This is a genomic window from Kocuria turfanensis, assembly GCF_001580365.1.
In the GTDB taxonomy this organism is placed as follows: Bacteria; Actinomycetota; Actinomycetes; order Actinomycetales; family Micrococcaceae; genus Kocuria; species Kocuria turfanensis.
This window is the reverse complement of the sequence record NZ_CP014482.1, coordinates 24,579-39,979: the sequence shown is the minus strand read 5'-3', so window position 1 is coordinate 39,979 and position 15,401 is coordinate 24,579. Positions and strand designations below refer to the sequence as shown.

The 15,401-nt window shown below is 64.3% G+C and carries 15 protein-coding genes; 8 read left to right on the top strand and 7 right to left on the bottom strand.

The genetic code is table 11. From position 1 onward, the window contains the following. Positions 1 to 49: 49 nt before the first annotated feature. Complete coding sequence (locus AYX06_RS18040) at positions 50 to 799, bottom strand: hypothetical protein (RefSeq protein ID WP_062737313.1); 750 nt, start codon at positions 797 to 799, stop codon at positions 50 to 52. Between the two features lie 478 nt (positions 800 to 1,277). Between AYX06_RS18040 and gnd the strand changes: the two genes are divergently transcribed. After that, complete coding sequence (gene gnd / locus AYX06_RS18035; RefSeq protein ID WP_062737399.1) at positions 1,278 to 2,216, top strand: phosphogluconate dehydrogenase (NAD(+)-dependent, decarboxylating); 939 nt, start codon at positions 1,278 to 1,280, stop codon at positions 2,214 to 2,216. A gap of 182 nt (positions 2,217 to 2,398) precedes the next feature. On the opposite strand, the gene AYX06_RS18030 is transcribed toward gnd, so the two are convergent. Continuing rightward, a complete protein-coding gene (locus tag AYX06_RS18030) occupies positions 2,399 to 2,932 on the bottom strand; it encodes a recombinase family protein (protein WP_062737312.1) in 534 nt (177 codons plus the stop codon). Positions 2,933 to 4,630: 1,698 nt separating this feature from the next. Here AYX06_RS18030 and AYX06_RS18025 point away from each other — a divergent pair. Both AYX06_RS18025 and AYX06_RS18020 read left to right on the top strand, forming a co-directional pair. Next, on the top strand, positions 4,631 to 5,392 hold the full coding sequence (locus AYX06_RS18025; protein WP_062737311.1) for a ParA family protein: 762 nt from the start codon (positions 4,631 to 4,633) through the stop codon (positions 5,390 to 5,392). 2 nt (positions 5,393 to 5,394) lie between these two features. After that, on the top strand, positions 5,395 to 6,417 hold the full coding sequence (locus tag AYX06_RS18020) for a hypothetical protein (RefSeq protein ID WP_062737310.1): 1,023 nt from the start codon (positions 5,395 to 5,397) through the stop codon (positions 6,415 to 6,417). A gap of 136 nt (positions 6,418 to 6,553) precedes the next feature. Here the strand turns inward: AYX06_RS18020 and AYX06_RS18015 are convergent, their stop codons facing one another. Beyond that, on the bottom strand, positions 6,554 to 6,835 hold the full coding sequence (locus tag AYX06_RS18015) for a hypothetical protein (RefSeq protein ID WP_062737309.1): 282 nt from the start codon (positions 6,833 to 6,835) through the stop codon (positions 6,554 to 6,556). Positions 6,836 to 7,839: 1,004 nt separating this feature from the next. Between AYX06_RS18015 and AYX06_RS19540 the strand changes: the two genes are divergently transcribed. Next, the gene (locus AYX06_RS19540) at positions 7,840 to 9,108 is read left to right on the top strand and encodes a replication initiation protein (RefSeq protein ID WP_141246793.1); all 1,269 of its coding nucleotides are present in this window, start codon (positions 7,840 to 7,842) and stop codon (positions 9,106 to 9,108) included. A gap of 260 nt (positions 9,109 to 9,368) precedes the next feature. Here AYX06_RS19540 and AYX06_RS18005 read toward each other — a convergent pair whose 3' ends face one another. Beyond that, positions 9,369 to 9,857 (bottom strand): hypothetical protein, encoded by a 489-nt coding sequence (locus AYX06_RS18005; RefSeq protein ID WP_141246792.1) that lies wholly within the window; start codon positions 9,855 to 9,857, stop codon positions 9,369 to 9,371. Between the two features lie 264 nt (positions 9,858 to 10,121). Continuing rightward, positions 10,122 to 11,096 (bottom strand): matrixin family metalloprotease, encoded by a 975-nt coding sequence (locus AYX06_RS18000; protein ID WP_062737306.1) that lies wholly within the window; start codon positions 11,094 to 11,096, stop codon positions 10,122 to 10,124. Between the two features lie 1,078 nt (positions 11,097 to 12,174). Between AYX06_RS18000 and AYX06_RS17995 the strand changes: the two genes are divergently transcribed. Next, a complete protein-coding gene (locus AYX06_RS17995; protein WP_062737305.1) occupies positions 12,175 to 12,816 on the top strand; it encodes an excalibur calcium-binding domain-containing protein in 642 nt (213 codons plus the stop codon). A gap of 9 nt (positions 12,817 to 12,825) precedes the next feature. On the opposite strand, the gene AYX06_RS20645 is transcribed toward AYX06_RS17995, so the two are convergent. Continuing rightward, complete coding sequence (locus tag AYX06_RS20645; protein ID WP_232319483.1) at positions 12,826 to 13,059, bottom strand: hypothetical protein; 234 nt, start codon at positions 13,057 to 13,059, stop codon at positions 12,826 to 12,828. Here AYX06_RS20645 and AYX06_RS20640 point away from each other — a divergent pair. From AYX06_RS20640 to AYX06_RS19535, 3 genes are all read left to right on the top strand, one after another. Continuing rightward, positions 13,001 to 13,543, top strand: coding sequence for a class F sortase (locus AYX06_RS20640; RefSeq protein ID WP_255250919.1), 543 nt, complete (start codon positions 13,001 to 13,003; stop codon positions 13,541 to 13,543). The genes AYX06_RS20645 and AYX06_RS20640 overlap by 59 nt on opposite strands. A gap of 164 nt (positions 13,544 to 13,707) precedes the next feature. Then, entirely contained in the window at positions 13,708 to 14,238 is a 531-nt protein-coding gene (locus AYX06_RS17985) for an excisionase family DNA-binding protein (protein ID WP_062737397.1), read from the top strand. 20 nt (positions 14,239 to 14,258) lie between these two features. Further along, positions 14,259 to 14,831 (top strand): PIN domain-containing protein, encoded by a 573-nt coding sequence (locus AYX06_RS19535; protein WP_084271826.1) that lies wholly within the window; start codon positions 14,259 to 14,261, stop codon positions 14,829 to 14,831. Between the two features lie 81 nt (positions 14,832 to 14,912). Here AYX06_RS19535 and AYX06_RS17980 read toward each other — a convergent pair whose 3' ends face one another. After that, positions 14,913 to 15,374 carry a hypothetical protein gene (locus AYX06_RS17980; RefSeq protein WP_062737304.1) on the bottom strand — a complete coding sequence of 154 codons (462 nt, stop codon included), beginning with the start codon at positions 15,372 to 15,374 and terminating at the stop codon, positions 14,913 to 14,915. Positions 15,375 to 15,401 lie beyond the last annotated feature (27 nt).

Here is a 15,401-nt window from a genome sequence, read left to right as displayed (position 1 = left end):
CGGGTACCGTCGGTCCCCCAGCTCCGCGCGTCCCACCAGCGAGGAACCGTCAACGACACCCCAATGGCCTCAGCAGGATGCCGCGGTACCGGGCGGAGGTCTGGATGACAGCCCCCAGGGCTACGCCCATGGCGGCGTGGGCCAGCAGTGTGTCGAGGAAGTACCCGTTCCAGAGAGTTCCGAACGCATCGAGACCGAACGGGCCGAACTTCAAAGCCATCGGCGGCAGGAGCATCATCGCGCTCTCCACGAACACAACGGAGAACAGCACTGGACCCCACCACCGGGTGCGGCCGAACAAGACCGAATAGATCACGGCGAAGGAGATGCCGTTGAAGAAGTGATAGGCAGCCCCCAAGAAGTAGCTCAGCGGGCTGGGGTCTGACATCGGAGCCGCCCCGGCGATCATGTTGCCGAACATGGTCACCGAGTCCGGCAGGTACCCCAGGTGCACCCCGGCCACGCGCACGACGTCCAAGGCCATCGTGAGCACCACCCCGCCGACTACCCCGACCCACAGCCGGTTGTACAGCCGATCGAGCCCCGACCACCGCGCATAGACCAGGATCCCGAGCAGGACCAGCATGCCCGGCACCGCCACAGCCCAGAACAGCAACGGCATGGGGGCCAATTTCATCGAAGCCGCGACCACCAGCAGCGAAGGCGTGCCTCCAGCCACCAGGGCCAGAACGGTCAACCAGGCCTCTCGCGCGATCATGGATCCCTCATCCCGGACCGCACCGTCACCATTGATTGAGTTCTTTTCGAACACGACTGCGTCCAGCTGGTATCCGCTCATGTCACTGTGCTCTTTCCATGCTGGTCGTCTGCACCACAGGCCCTCATGGCCCTTCACCGGGCAACGCAGAACGCACCCGAGGCACGCCCGCCATTCTGAACCTTCCCCTATTAGGCAACGTCAAACGGCGGGGTAGCCGGGGTAAGTGACCCGAGTCCTGCAGTCCGTGCCGGACCACCGCAACACCGTGGTGGCCAACCACCACGTCCAGCACCGTCCAGGGCCACAACGGTCAGCCCGGAGAACCATTGCGCGGACGGACGGATCCGTGGAAGCCACGAGTATCGCACCATGCGTTTCACCCCTGGGGTGGTGGCAGAGATTCCATCGTGAGACCGTGATGAGCACCCGGGGCGGGAAGGCTCCCGAACGGCTGCACCCCGCGGAAGAGGACCACTCCTGTGCGGCGCCCCTCCGCGGTGAGACGGAGCTGGAGGATGCCCGTCCCCACGGCGGATGACCGAGGATGGAGCGCGCCATGCAGATGGGACTGGTAGGGCTGGGCAAGATGGGTGGCAACATGCGCGAACGGCTGCGCGAGGCGGGCCACACCGTGATCGGCTACGACACCGACGCCGAGCTCTCCGACGCCGAGAGCTTGGCCGCGATGGTGGAGCGGATCGACCATGGGCCCCAGATCGTGTGGGTCATGGTGCCGGACACGGTCGTCGACGTGGTGATCGACGAACTCGCCGAGCTGCTGGGCGAGGGCGACGTCATCATCGACGGCGGCAACTCCCGGTGGATCCACGACGCCCCACGGGCTGAGAAACTCGCCACCAGAGGCATCGAGTACCTCGACTGCGGCGTCTCTGGGGGCGTGTGGGGCATCACCCAGGGCTACGCGCTCATGGTCGGCGGCGAGGAGGCCACGGTCGCCAAGGCGCAGCCGATCTTCGACTCCCTCAAACCCGCGAGTGATTTCGGCTTCGTCCACGCCGGGGACCACGGTGCGGGCCACTTCGCCAAGATGGTCCACAACGGCATCGAGTACGCGATCATGCAGGCCTACGCCGAGGGCTGGGAACTGCTCGAAGCAGCCGGCCATGTCCGCTCGGTGCGAGAAACCTTCAACTCCTGGCGCGAAGGCTCGGTGATCAAGTCATGGCTGCTCGACCTGGCGGTCAACGCCCTCAACGAGGACGAGCACCTCGAGCAGCTCCGGGGGTACGCCGAGGACTCGGGCGAGGGCCGGTGGACCGTCGAGGCGGCCCTGGACCTCGCGGTCCCGGTGCCCAACATCACCAACGCCCTGTTCGCCCGGTTCACCTCCCGCCAGGACGAGTCCCCCGCGATGAGGATGATCGCGGCGATGCGCAACCAGTTCGGCGGGCACGCGGTCAAGGACGTAGCCGCGGCCCCCGACCACGTCGAATCCGCTCCCGGCGAGGAACCGGCCCACCCCGCCAAGCAGTAGAACCAGCTCGTCCACGTCGGCCAGGACACCGCACAAGACGCACCTCGAGCGGACCGGGATCCGCCCGTGCAGGGCGCCATCAACCAGGCGGGGCTGTCATACCTGATTGATGGCGCCCCGGCCGGCGAAAAGCCCGCTCAAGTGCGTCGCGAGCATCACAACGTCAATCGCAGAGGGACGATTCAAATGGTCGATGCTTGCGGCAACTCCCGGATCCGCCGGTAGAGGGTAGCCCTCGACATGCCGAGATCCCGTGCGATCTGGGTGGCCGGCTCCCCACCGTCGATCAACCGGAGGGCGTTGCGGATCTGGGAGTCGGTGAAGGTCTGACGCCGCCCACCGAGGTCCTTGCCGGCGGTCCAGCGCTTGGCCACCGAGTCGGTGATCCGCTCCCGCTTGATCTCCAGCTCCATCTGCGCCAGCGCGGCCATGACGATGAAGACCATCGAACCCATCGGGGTGGCCGTGTCCACGTCTCCCCCACCGAGATTCAGCACCCGCAACCCGGCATCTCTCCCCCGCAAGGCCTCGGCGAAGACCAGCATGTTCTGCGTCGAACGCCCCAGACGGTCCAACGTGGTGATCACCAGCGTGTCGCACGGCTCGAGCGCAGCCACGGCTTTGTCGAACTGCGGACGGGACGCACGCCTTCCAGATACTCCATGATCAACATAGAGGTCATCGCGCCGCACGCCGGCACCCAACAGGTCGGACACTTGACGGTCTGCGTCCTGCTGCCGTGTCGATACCCGGGCATACCGATCAGCTTCCCCATGTCCACTCCATCTGTCTCGTAACTAACGTTGAGTATCTGATTCTAGGCCCACGGATAAAGCACATAGATGCGAGACAGGCCGAACCGCGGAAACATGCGGGTGCAAATTTTTCCGACGAGACGTCTCACATCCCTTGGATTGAGAGAAGGGGACTGGTGCACTGCTAGGTCAACCTGCCACCTGTCGCTGCGACAGTCCCAACCGTGGGGCAGGTCAGAGCCAACCAAAGTCGGGGCAGTCCCATGTGGCTATAGGCTGTGGCATACCGCCATCCAGTCGGAAACGTCAGTAGTGTCCAAAACGGACGTAACCGCTAGATCCCAGCGTGTCGCCTGTAGCCACCCGTCGACGTTGGACAACCTCAGGCCATTGCATCCCGACACGGTCAACCGCACACATGACGGCCATGGCGACGGTTTGCCCCTCCCCCACCGCCGCAGCCGACCGCGGACATTCCCTGACGACGGGCGATCAGTCGATCAAAATCGGAGAACTAACACGTGTCGGAGTCGATCCAGCACTCTCTCGCCAAGATGCTGTCAGACCTGACCACCGCGACCAGCGCCAAGGAGACGTTCGAGGAGGTCGAAGCCCTCCTGGATCGCGACGAGTACCTCGGCCACGCCCTGAGTACGACGACGAGGGCATGTTCGACTGCGCCAGCCCGGGCCGCGTCCATTACGCCTCCCGGGACGGTCAACTGCGAGTCGCCGTCGAGTCCCTCGGTGCGGACCAGTTTGCCGTCAAGATGTTCAACGACGAGACCGGGCCCCGCTTTATGGAAACCTAGGGTGCCGCTGAGGCAGAGCGCCTTGCCGGCGACCTGGCCGGATTCTAGGGCCTTGACCGAGATTGACAGCCGTACCGCATTACGTTGTTGGGTCTAACCGGTTCACCATGTCCAACAAGTGCCGCTGTTGCATTGCGTCAGCTGTCTGATCGATGAAACTCGAACTCGATAGCGGCTGGCGACGGACTCTTGTTGTGTTGTGCGGTCTTGTCATGTTGCACATGTGGCACAAGTTCGATGTAAGAAGCAACGACGCCATGACCCGTCAAGGCTCACCGGCATAGCCAGCTTATTGTTGCGTCGTGCATGTTTATCTCGTTCTACTTGTTTCACATGTTCGATAAGTTTAACCGCCCAATGGATCCCCTGGCGTGTGTTGGCGCCACAGGGTCCCTTGTTGTGTTGCCCATGCTTGCCTTGTTCTACCCATAGGTCTTGCAGAGACTTCTATTGCTGATAGGTGTCGAAGTGGACCGGGCGGCGTCGGCCGCGTCATTGCATAACGCATGGTGCAGAGTCTGCATGTAGTGCCAAGTTCAACGAGTCTCACCCGCTCGACCACGTGAGTCGGTCCAACCCACGCTCCATGCCGGGGTGCCATCAGGTGCTAGCCCGATAGCGCCGGTTCCACATGCTGAACCTGCATAACGTGACAAGCGTTTCTGATCCAGGTACGCCCCACGCTCCGCTCGTCGCTGGCTGCGGCTGGCACCGAGCAAGGGATAAATATTGTTGTGTTCACTACGTTGAACGTGTTTGACCTGTTGAAGCGTGTAACCGGTTAGGGTGATGGACGACAGCCTTCCCCAAGTCACCGGCCGTACACCCGGCCGAGAGGGACATCCACGATGATCTACACCGTCGCCTTCCCCAAGGGCGGAACGACCAAGACCACCACCGCGGCCGAACTGATCTGGACACTGGCCCAGCGAGGCCGGCGAGTCCTAGCCGTCGACCTGGACATGCAGGGCACGCTGACGCAGCGCCTGGGCTTCACCGATGCCACGGAGTTCAACGGCACAGCCGCAGATGTGCTGACCGCCAGGATGACCATCGAAGAGGCTGCGACCGAGGCGCCTGACATCGAGGGCGTCGAGGTGCTGGTCGGCCAGCACGACCTGTCTCTGGTCGATGTGAACAGTGTTGACGACCTCATCACCTCGCTACGGGACCTCCTGCCAGACGTGGCCGATCGCTACGACGACGTCGTGATTGACACCCCGCCGGCCATGAGCGACCTCAGCATTACCGGAATGGCAGCGGCGGAGTACCTCATCGCCCCTGTGGTGTGCGACGTGGAGGCGTACACGCAGGTCGACTACTTCGAGTCGGTGATCGAGAAGCGGCTGGCGCCGCGGATCAACAGGGGGCTGAAGATCGGCGCGATCATCCCCACGCGCTACGACGGCCGCCGTCTGCTGGACCGTGAGCTCGTGCTGACGCTGCGCGAGGAGTACGGGGAGTCCACGAAGGTCACTGATCCGATCCGTGAGGGCATCGCAGCTCGTGATGCGACACGCTCGGCCATGCCGGTGGGCCAGTACGATCCCAAGTCGAATCCGGCTAAGGACTACGCAAGGGTGTTCGGCTCCCTGATTGGGGAGGCGTGACGATGCCGACCAAGCGCGTGAACAAGCTGGTGGGCAAGAAGACCCGCAACCAGGTGCGCGACGAAGCCCTGGAGCAGCAGCACCTGCGTGACGAGCAGCTTTTGGATGCCAGAGCCAACCAGCGCAGCAGCACCGCCGGCTCCGACGAGTCGGCCGACATCACGGTCTTCGAGCAGGCTGCCGAGACGCTGGCGAACGAGACCGCGCCGACGCCCGGACCCGTCACCTTGCCGGTGGGGGAGGGGACTCTGGTGCCGGCAGTGACCGCCGAGCCGGTGGGGGAAGGCTCCGATGAGGTGGTGGGGGAGTGGCCGGTGGCCGAGATCTTGAAGCCGCGGTCCAACGGGCAGACCCTCGACGACGCGCAGCAGCACGCCGAGCAGCCGGCGCTCGAGGACGAGGTCCCAGCTCAGGTGCCGGCCGGAGAGACCAGGCGACCGGAGCTTGCTACTCGAGAGAAGACCGAAAATGTGGTGCCGACCGCGGAGCCGATGGGGGAGGGGAGTGCCATGTCAGCACCCGCTATCCATCCGAGCGGGCTCGCCGTCGCAGACTCCGAGGCTGTCAGGGGCCTCGAGCGGTACTCGCATCCCTTGGCGGGCCCGCGGGCCACCACCGTCCCGATCGGAGTCTCGTTCTCACGCACCTCCCTGGACCACGCTAAGCGGGCGTATTCCTCCGACAAGCACCGGATCCCCGGCGGCGGGCCGACGTCCTTCGTCCGCTGGTTGCAGCGGGCGGTGCATCAGCACCTGGCCCTGAGCCCGGAGGAGCGGGAGACGGCGCTGCAGTCCGCTCCGCCGCCGGATGACGGCGGAAGGAAGATCTCCTACAACGTCGTGCTGCCCTACGACCTCCACCACCAGCTGATGGCCGAGCTTGACCGAGCCGAGATGGAGGGCTGGCAGGTAAACAAGTCGGCGTTCGTCCGCGAGGCGGTAGCCGTAGCGATCGGCCAGGCCCTGATCCGGGCGAACGTCACCCAGTTCCCGCCGCTGAAGGGCAAACTCAAGCACGCCCGCTGACCGGCGCATGGTTGACTGGGTGCATAAGTTCAACATGTGGAACAGGTACAACAAGTAGAACACAACAATGCTCCCACGCAGGCCGACGGCCTGTCCCCTATGGAGACGGCGGGCCGTCGGTCGTCGTGGTGGACGGTCAGGAATCACTTGGGAAGTGCTGGATCGCCAGTGGCATCTTGGCCTTTGCGAGATGCTGGCCGACCTCGTATAGCTCGTCCCAGTCATAGTGCAGCTCGGTGGCGTGTAGCACCAGGTCGCGCCGGGCGGCCACCAGCGAACTGGTGAGCTCGGTGTCAGCGATGATGCCGCAGACCTCGACGAAGGTGCGGTGGGCGTCGAGCTGGATGAAGTAGTTCTCGAAGGTGGACGGGTGGAGGTCGACGTCGCGCTCGATGGCGGACGACTCACCCATCAGCACGACGTCTTCGCACCAGCGGTGGACGTCGGCGGCGGTGGGCAGGGTGTGACGGTAGTGGGGGAGGGGTCATTTGCTGAGTACTCATGCCACCCACGTGTGTGACCACACATCCAGCGCACGTACTGCCCCGGGCCGGGCGACCAGGGCCTGGACAACGAGCACCGGGTCGGAGGCGTAGAGCCCGGCGTTGAGGAGCCCGTTGAGCTCGATCACCACCCGGCGGCCGTTCTCGGCGATGTCCAGGTCGATGACGCAGTCGGCCCATCTCCGAATTCTCGCCGGCCAGATCCGCGGCCACCGGCTGACTCGAAGAGCTAACCTGCCACCACCTGGGACACGCCAACGTTGACTGGGAAATTTGGAAACTCATGCAGCGTGTTTCTGGAAACGATGTCGTTCGACTGACATACTTCCAACCATGACGACTATGCCTCGTACGCGCAGTCCCCGTGGCGGCCGCCCGTCCAAGGGCGAGCGACAGAAGGTATCTGCGAACCTTCCCATTGACCGGTACAACCAGTTTTGGGACATCGTGGAGTCCCGTGGCACTACCGCCAATGACCTGGCAGTCGAAATTATTACCGACTGGTTGGACCGTACGGCCATGTCGTCAACGAAGCCCGAGCAGCAGACGATCAATCTGGAGGAACGACGTATCGCCTGATCCCATGACTGCATGAGAAAGGACCCGCCTTCCCAGACGGGTCCCTCTCAAAACAATTCTCGAAGCCGACCACCTGAGTCGCCAAACCTGTTGGTCTGCTTCGCATATAGCACCGGAGTGATTTCTTGCCCTATCACACCGGGGGTGCGTTACGTCCAGATTAGCACCCTGGGCCCCTGACGCCATACCCCCATGCCCAGACGAAGTCCTTGATCTGCTAGGAATCTTGCCTCCGAGGCAGGAGACGAGCCCGGCCAGCAGATGGATCACGCACCACCGCCTGACCTATTTCAGGGCCGGGTACACCAAGCACCAGGCTTTGCCGAACAACGGTCAGTCCGTGGTCGAGTTCCCCTATGTCCAGATCAACCCGGCCGACAACATCAACTTTCTGGTGGTCGACGTGGACCGTTGCGACGCGCTCATGCTGCTGATGCATCCCGCCGTGCCACCGGCCACCTGGATCATCCACAAGCCCGAGTCTGGTCATGCTCAGGCAGGCTGGGCGATCGACCCGGTCTTCGTCGGTCGTGGTCACCGTCCCGGCCCGAAGCAGTACGCCGACTCGGTATTACGTTCCCTAACTCGGTTGGTCTACGGCGACGAGAACTTCACCCGATTCCTGGTTCAGAATCCATCTGCCCGCAACCCGGTGGGGAAGGTCTACTGGGGGAACAGGGCCACTCCGTGGCATCTGGGGGAGTTGATGGACCACATGAAGTCCTACGTCGATCCGTTTCACGACGAGATCCTCGACGGACCAGCCGTCTCGGCATGGCAACCCACTCCGGACAGAGCCAAGCAGTCGCGAGTAGTGCAGCAGGCGATTGCCAACACCTCTGGGCGCAACTGCTCTCTGTTCCGTAAGACCCTGCGGTGGCTCTGGACCCGGTGGCTCGGGGAGGAGCGCGAGCCACACGAACCTGATGCGCTGGCGTATGCCCGAACGCTCAATCGAGACCTCGAGCACCCGTTGCCAGACAAGGAAGTCCGGGCGCTGTCTGCCTCCGCGTGCCGTCAGGCACGCAAGGGCAACGGCCGACCGCGTACGTCTAGCCATGGAGGCAAAAAAAACCAGTTCCTATCACGGAAGGGCCGGGTAGGGGGCAAAGCCACCTCGGAGGCGAAGGCTGAGGCAGCGGCAGCCAACGCGGCGACTGGCCGCACCGTGCGCTCTGCAATGACCGATGCGAAAGCGCTGAAGGCCCAAGCCCTGCACCTGGCGGGGGAATCGAAGCAGGCGATCGCCGAGCTGATGCGAGCCTCCGTCAAGACGGTAGGTCGTTGGTTAGCTCGGGCGGTGGAGGGTGCCGAGACCATCACACCACCTGTAGCTTCAAGAATGTCCAGGCAGGAGCAGCCCGGCGCTTTGCCATCTGACCAGTCGGAAAGCGCCGAATGGGGGCACTCTGCATCGATTCCTGCGGACACCGGTGCAGTCCCTGACCCTGAGTCTGCCGAAACGCCAGCTGAACCAACGCTGCGCATGGACGAAGGCGCCATTTATCGCAGCCCAGAAGTCCTGCCTCCTATCCGACCTTCAGAGCCGCGTGTCTGGGCCACTCTTCAGCGCGCAATCGGTCGACCTCCGCGAGCCCGACCTCATTGACGCGCTTGAGAGTGGTGAGGTCGGTTTCATGTAGAGCCGGATATGTCCGTCTGATGAGGAGTCACTTCAGTCTTGCGTAGACCATGCCGGTGACAGGCTCTGTGTTTCAAGGCTGGCTCAGCGGTTCTTCGACGGAGACCGCACCGCACCAGTGGGGAGAGGGACAGCATCCACGGCCGCCTCGTGATGGGCGCTCCGGGGCAGAGCGCGGCTGGCAGGCCCGGGGTCCTCCAGGTGGCGGTACCAGGTGTTGCCATAGATCAGCGGCGGTGGTGGGACCGACTCCGGGTCGGGGCGGGCCGGTCGGTGGAGTGGTCTCCGGCTTCCAGGAGGTGTTCGGCGCCGGCGAGAAGGGTGGCGGCGATCAGCAGGACACCGCCGTCGTTGCCCAGCAGCAGGTCCGAGTCCACGGCGATGGCCGAGCGCCTGGCCGCCAAATCGTTGATGACCCCGAGGGCGAACCCGGTTGCCGTGACTGTTGTCGGGGCGGTCTCGACCCGTTCCACGGCGGTGACCTCCACCTCGGGCAGCTCGTGGCCGCTGAGTCGGTAGTCGAGCAGGACCTGCTGGCCCAGGCTCAGCAGTGCTGGCACCAGGGCGGCAGGGGTGATTTTCACGTCCTCGGGTAGGGCCACGATTACCCGGGCGGTGGTGCCGGCGGTGGTCTTCCGCAGCTGGGCAGCCACGGCGAAGGAGCCCACGACCGGGACCTCGCCCAGCACAGCATTGGGCGTGCTGGCAGCACTCACGGGAACTCCATGGGGGAGGGGATGCGAACGGACCCAGGCTCTCACAGTGTCGCCTCGAGAAACCGGGGCGCGGTGGTCACCGGGCCCCCATTTCGTCGTGCGCGCGGACTGTTACGGTCGCTCCAGCAAGTATCGAAAGCGATCGTCACCTCATCTGAGGAGGGTGACGATCACGCTCATCGATCACCGCCGAGTGTACTGGGGGGGGGTCGGGTGAGGAGGCCAGGCGTGCATCTGATAAGCCTCCCTTGGACGGGGCTTTCGCTAGAGCTGGGGAACGCATTGGCCGGCGCCGAGCTTGGCCAGTCCGGCCCGGTCGCCGGCGGTGAGGGCGGTGTTGTGCTCAGTGCTCACCCCGTGCATCAGGTGGGTGGGGTCCTCGACGTGGCCCAGGCCGAGCACGTGACCGAGTTCGTGCATGATGACGGCCCGGACAATCTCGGCTCCTGCAGGGTGCTGAAGTGTCTCTTGCAGGTCGGGGGCGTCGAGGGTCATGAGACCGGTGACGTAGGCGTGCGGGCTGTTGCCGACCTGCAGGGAGGTGCTGCCGCCCAGGCCGACGACCTCGCCGGCCAGGTCCGGGTATTCCGTCGGGGTGGACCAGGTGATGAGCACGGGCGCCCAGCGTTCACCGTAGCGCTCGGGCTGGTAGGGCTCCCGGTCCTGCCGGGGTGCCTCTGTGGTGGGGCCGTCGTCGAGGAACTGCAACCCAGTGGCCGCCGAAATCTCCGCGATGGCTTGTTCGAGCAGTTGCTGTCCACCGGCGGGGGCGCCATCGGGGCGCACGACATAGCGGATCGGGCGGCACGGATCGTAGGCGACGACCTGGTCCCCGGGGCTCTGGGTGGCCAGCAGGCTGTACCCACCGGTGTCGGGCACAACCGGGGGCCTCCCGAGGGGGTGGGCGGCTGAGTCCACCCCGGCCGAGGGGCCGTAGGCGTTGTCGGCGTCCGCCGGCACCGGGATGCGCCCATCCGTGGAATGCCCTGGGACGTCGAGATCGGCAGGTCCCACGATGACGTCCCCCTCGGGCACGGGATGGACGGTGGTGATGTCGATCGGCGGTTCATGTGCGGCCTGCTCCGCGGGCCCGGAGGCGGGGCCGGGATCCTGTGGTGGCGGGGATGGTAGTGCCGGGGTGGAGGAGGCGCTGATCAGTCGCTCCTGGACATGGGGCAGCACGAGGTATCCACCGATCGCCGGTACTCCCACGACGAGCGTGAGCACCAGAAGGGTCATTCCCCATGAGTTCCGGCGGGGACTACGGTCCGACACTGGAGGCTCCCAGCGGCGCCAGTCCGAGACCGGCGTCTCCCGGTTCATGGTCCGGTCGGCCCGACGGCGGCGCCGACGTTGGCCGGCCGCAGCAGACCCGTTTTGTCGGCTCAGGGCCTCATCGATCACCCACTGTGGGGTGCGCCCGGAGGGGGACTTGGGCAACGGCGGCAGGGGGTCGGGCAGGCCACGGTGGGGGGTCATGGGTGGTGTTTCCTGTGCTCGGTGGGGGAGGGGAAACCATCCAGCCGGTCGTCCCTGTGTGCTACTCGTCTTCGTGGCCGTTACTGATCACAACGCCACCGTCCTGCGCCCGCCAGTGCCACGGCCTCAGGAGACGGAGATGACTTTGCCGGTCTTGGACTTCGATGCGATGGAGGACGACAGTCAAAGAAATACCACTTGGTAGCATCTGCAAATTACTAGGGTGTCCGATCTTTACCGTGTTGCTGGTTCGCACGGGCATCAGCCCACGTCACGGATCCTCCCCAGCACGGCGACGCCTGACATGTGTGATGTACGTCGTTGATCTCCGGAAGAGTTGAGCGGGTACCTGTCCTGTGCCAAAGGGACGAGGGGTCAACGCGTTCGGCCCTGTAGAGGCGGGTAGTCCCCGGCGACCTGGCACGAAGTCATGTCCTCCGGCCCCGGTGCCCGGCAATCTGGTCTTGCTGGTCTTGCCGGCCGATGAGCCCGCACGGCCCTTCGGGATGACCTAGCTCAAAGGAACGCCCATGAGCGTCGATGCGTGCGGCGGCTCCTACTTGCTGAGGCAGCTCATGGTGGCGAGGACTCATGGGGCTATCGCACACCTACCCGTGCGGTGGTGGACATGTCCCCTTTCAGGGGGACTGCAAGCAGCCCTCACGGCGTCCACGGAGCAGGAATCCACAACACTGACGCCTGGGTCGGGTGCAAGAAGGCCTAGATTTACGGGTTCCATAGCACTGCGACGACCGGAAAGTCGTGGTGTCCCCACAAGAGTCGATCCCAGTCCATAGGATCCAGATACATCCATTTGCTTTCGTTCAAAGGGGACACAATGAAGAAGATCACCGCAGGGATGGCCGTGCTGGCCGCCGCCGGGTTCACCGGCCTGTCGATGGTTCCGGCCGCAGCGGCCCCGATCGTTTTCGACAACTGCACGCAGGCGGCCCAGTACGGCGTCTACAACATTCCGGCCGGTTCCCCCGGGTACGGCACGCACCTGGACCAACCCGTCGACGGTGTCGGGTGTGAGAAGGACGGCGCTGTCTACAACGCCGCCCTGGTGCCCGATGACGGTGTCTCCGTTCCCCCGGTCACTCCGGTTGCTGAGACCCCGACGGATGTCGCTGGTTTCGACAACTGCGCTGAGGCTCGTGCCGCGGGCCGGGTGAACATCCCGGTCGGGGACCCGGCTTATGCTCCGCACCTGGATCGTGACCTCGATGGCATCGCCTGTGAGCAGGGCGGCGACGACGAGGCCGACAGTGGCACGGACGTCATCGTGGACTACGTGCCAGAGTCCTGGGGCAACGGCCAGTACAATCAGGTCGGTCAGGTCCCCGTGGGTGGGGCTGAGACCGGTGTCGCCGTGGAGTCCGAGAACACCGTGTCCGGCCTGGCCGTGGCCGGTGGTCTGACCCTGCTGGCCGCCGCCGGTGCGAGCATCGTGGCCCGCCGCCGCGCTGCCCAGGTCTGAGCCTGATAGCTACACCGATTCTGACCGGACGGAATCCTTCTCCGTGATGAGTGCTGCCCGTGAGCGCCGCACCGGCCTTCTGGCCGGTGCGGCGCTCACGCTGCTGTTGGTCAGCGGCTGCGCCGACACCGGTTCTGCCAGCACCCAGCCGCCGGCAACGACATCGTCGGCAACAGCTGATCCCGTGCCCTCGAGGACCGCCACCTCACCGTCCACGGCACCGGCACCGTCCGCCTCTGCCACGCCGTCGCCTTCTGCGACGCCCAAAGCCGACGACGAAGCCCCTCCGGTGTCCGTGCGCATCCCCGCCACAGGCACCGACTCGCCCCTGCTGCACCTGGGGTTGCGGGCCGATGGGAGCCTGGAAGTGCCGCCGGGGGAGCCGGGTTCACCGGCGGCCTGGTACAACCAGTCCCCGGTCCCGGGCGAGCCGGGTCCGGCGATCCTGCTGGGCCACGTCAATGCCACCGATGGGGGCCCCGGTGTCTTCGCAGGCCTGCGGGAGCTCGAGCCTGGGGACACCATCGAGGTCGCCCGCCACGACGGCACCACCGCGGTGTTCGTTGTTCAGCGCGGTGAGCAGTACTCCAAGGACAACTTCGACACCCAAGCCGTCTACGGCGACACCGCAGGGGCTGAGCTGCGCCTGATCACCTGCGACGGGTACAACTTGTTGACCGGCCAGTTCGAGGACAACTACGTGGTCTACGCCCAGCTTGCGCCCTGACCCCGCAAGGGAAGCCCCGGTTCGCTGGCCTCAGACACCTTGAAATTTTCCTGGCGGGCGATAGGGGCGTGCCCCGACTCAAGGGCGTGGTGCGGCCTCCAAGGCATTTACGAAGCAAACGAAAGGGGTTACGATTGTTTCATATCTAAGGGAGAGTGGTGACGATGTCCGCACAGACGCTTGAGCAGCAGACCTATCTGCCGGAGGGTTCGGACCAGCTAGCGAAGGTGTACGACTTCATCGAGGCGCATGAGGCCTCTAGGGGTGAACGCCCCGCGCCTCGATATCTCCTGGTGGGGGCAGAGCCTAACGATAGTGTCGAGATTCCTGAGAACGTCTACCGCGTCCTGCGCCAGGTCGTCGAGGCCCTGCAGGCTGGTCGAGCGGTGACTGTGGTCCCACAGACGCAGACGCTGACGACCCAGCAGGCGGCCGACCTTTTAGGAGTAAGTCGACCTACCGTCGTGAAGCTCATTGACGAGGGCAAGCTTCCCGCGGATACGCCCGGGAAGCGCCGCCGGCTACTTCGCCTGGACGATGTATTGCGTTACCGCAAGCAGCGTCGCGAGGAGCAGTACCGAGCAATCTTCGATACGGCCGATGACTACGACCTTGAAGAAAGCCCCGAGGTTGTCGCTGAACGACTGCGCCAGGTTCGGGCCGAGGTTGCGGCGACACGACAGAATCATGGGTAACCAAGTGCAAGGATGGCAACATGTTCGCCGCCATCCTTGATACCTGTGTTTTATGGCCCAGTTTGCAACGGGATTTCATCCTGAGTATGGCGGCGGAAGGTTTGTATCGGCCGCTGTGGAGTGAGGCCATCCTCGGAGAACTACGCCGGCATGAGGAACTGAAGCTACTTGGGCGTGGGGTGGAGGCAGAAGAATCCCAGCGGCGTTCTGACTACCTCATCATGAAGATGCGCACGAACTTCGACGACGCACTCGTGACTGGCTGGGGACCACTGGAGGGAAGTTACGGGCTGCGCGACCCCAACGACGAGCATGTTGTCGCAGCCGCCGTCGTGGGGGGTGCGGGAGGGATTGTCACCGACAATTTCAAGCACATTCAGCCGGAAAAAGTGCCCGCGCACATCAAAGTTCTACACCCTGCCGAGTTCGCAGCAGACACTGCAGACGTCGATCCGTTGAGGGCGGCGTACGCGCTTCACACCCTTGCAGGCCGACTACGCAACCCCCCACGTACACCTGCAGAAATTCTTGTTCTTCTCGAAAGTCGCTACGCCATGCATGATGTTGCCGAAATCCTCGCGCCGCATGTTTAGGCAGGACCAGCAGTCATAAGAAACCAGCTTCGATAGTTGTCCGACAAGAAACCCGCGGGTCTGCCGTAGCCTATGCCCGGCTCATTCTGTCTCTGCAGTGAGTCCGATATCAGCGGCTTGATCAGCCGTGGAAATATCTGTGCTGGCGGCAGCATCGATGGCCTTTGCCCGGTTTCCGGTGATGACCGTGCCCTCCTGGGTGAGGTCCACGCAGAGCATGCCGTCCTCCACGAAGGGCTTCCACCGCCTCGTGGCTGTGGTGTCGATGTCGTAGTGGGCGGTAAAGGCCGTGGCCGAGACAACCGCCTGCCCAGGGCCACGCTTGGAACCGTTCCGGACCGCGTAGGCGTGCGGGGCGGAGTCATCGGCGACGCGCAGTGCCATGACCTGGCGGTCGTGGTCGTAGAGCAGTTCGACCGTCTCGGCGTTGTTGATTAGGTCGTGAGCGGCCTTGTTCAGCGAGATCACCCCGCGCTTTTGGATAGTCACACTCGGTGCCTTAGCCAGCGGAGTCATTCTCTTGTCGAACACCTCGAACGGCATCGTTCCCCTTATGGCTCGTAGCTGACA

Coding starts and splice junctions, on each gene's coding strand:
- AYX06_RS18040 (WP_062737313.1), bottom strand. CDS start 799: ATGAGCGGATACCAGCTGGACGCAGTCGTGTTCGAAAAGAACTCAATC.
- gnd (WP_062737399.1), top strand. CDS start 1,278: ATGCAGATGGGACTGGTAGGGCTGGGCAAGATGGGTGGCAACATGCGC.
- AYX06_RS18025 (WP_062737311.1), top strand. CDS start 4,631: ATGATCTACACCGTCGCCTTCCCCAAGGGCGGAACGACCAAGACCACC.
- AYX06_RS18020 (WP_062737310.1), top strand. CDS start 5,395: ATGCCGACCAAGCGCGTGAACAAGCTGGTGGGCAAGAAGACCCGCAAC.
- AYX06_RS18000 (WP_062737306.1), bottom strand. CDS start 11,096: ATGACCCTTCTGGTGCTCACGCTCGTCGTGGGAGTACCGGCGATCGGT.
- AYX06_RS17995 (WP_062737305.1), top strand. CDS start 12,175: ATGAAGAAGATCACCGCAGGGATGGCCGTGCTGGCCGCCGCCGGGTTC.
- AYX06_RS17985 (WP_062737397.1), top strand. CDS start 13,708: ATGTCCGCACAGACGCTTGAGCAGCAGACCTATCTGCCGGAGGGTTCG.
- AYX06_RS19535 (WP_084271826.1), top strand. CDS start 14,259: ATGTTCGCCGCCATCCTTGATACCTGTGTTTTATGGCCCAGTTTGCAA.
- AYX06_RS17980 (WP_062737304.1), bottom strand. CDS start 15,374: ATGCCGTTCGAGGTGTTCGACAAGAGAATGACTCCGCTGGCTAAGGCA.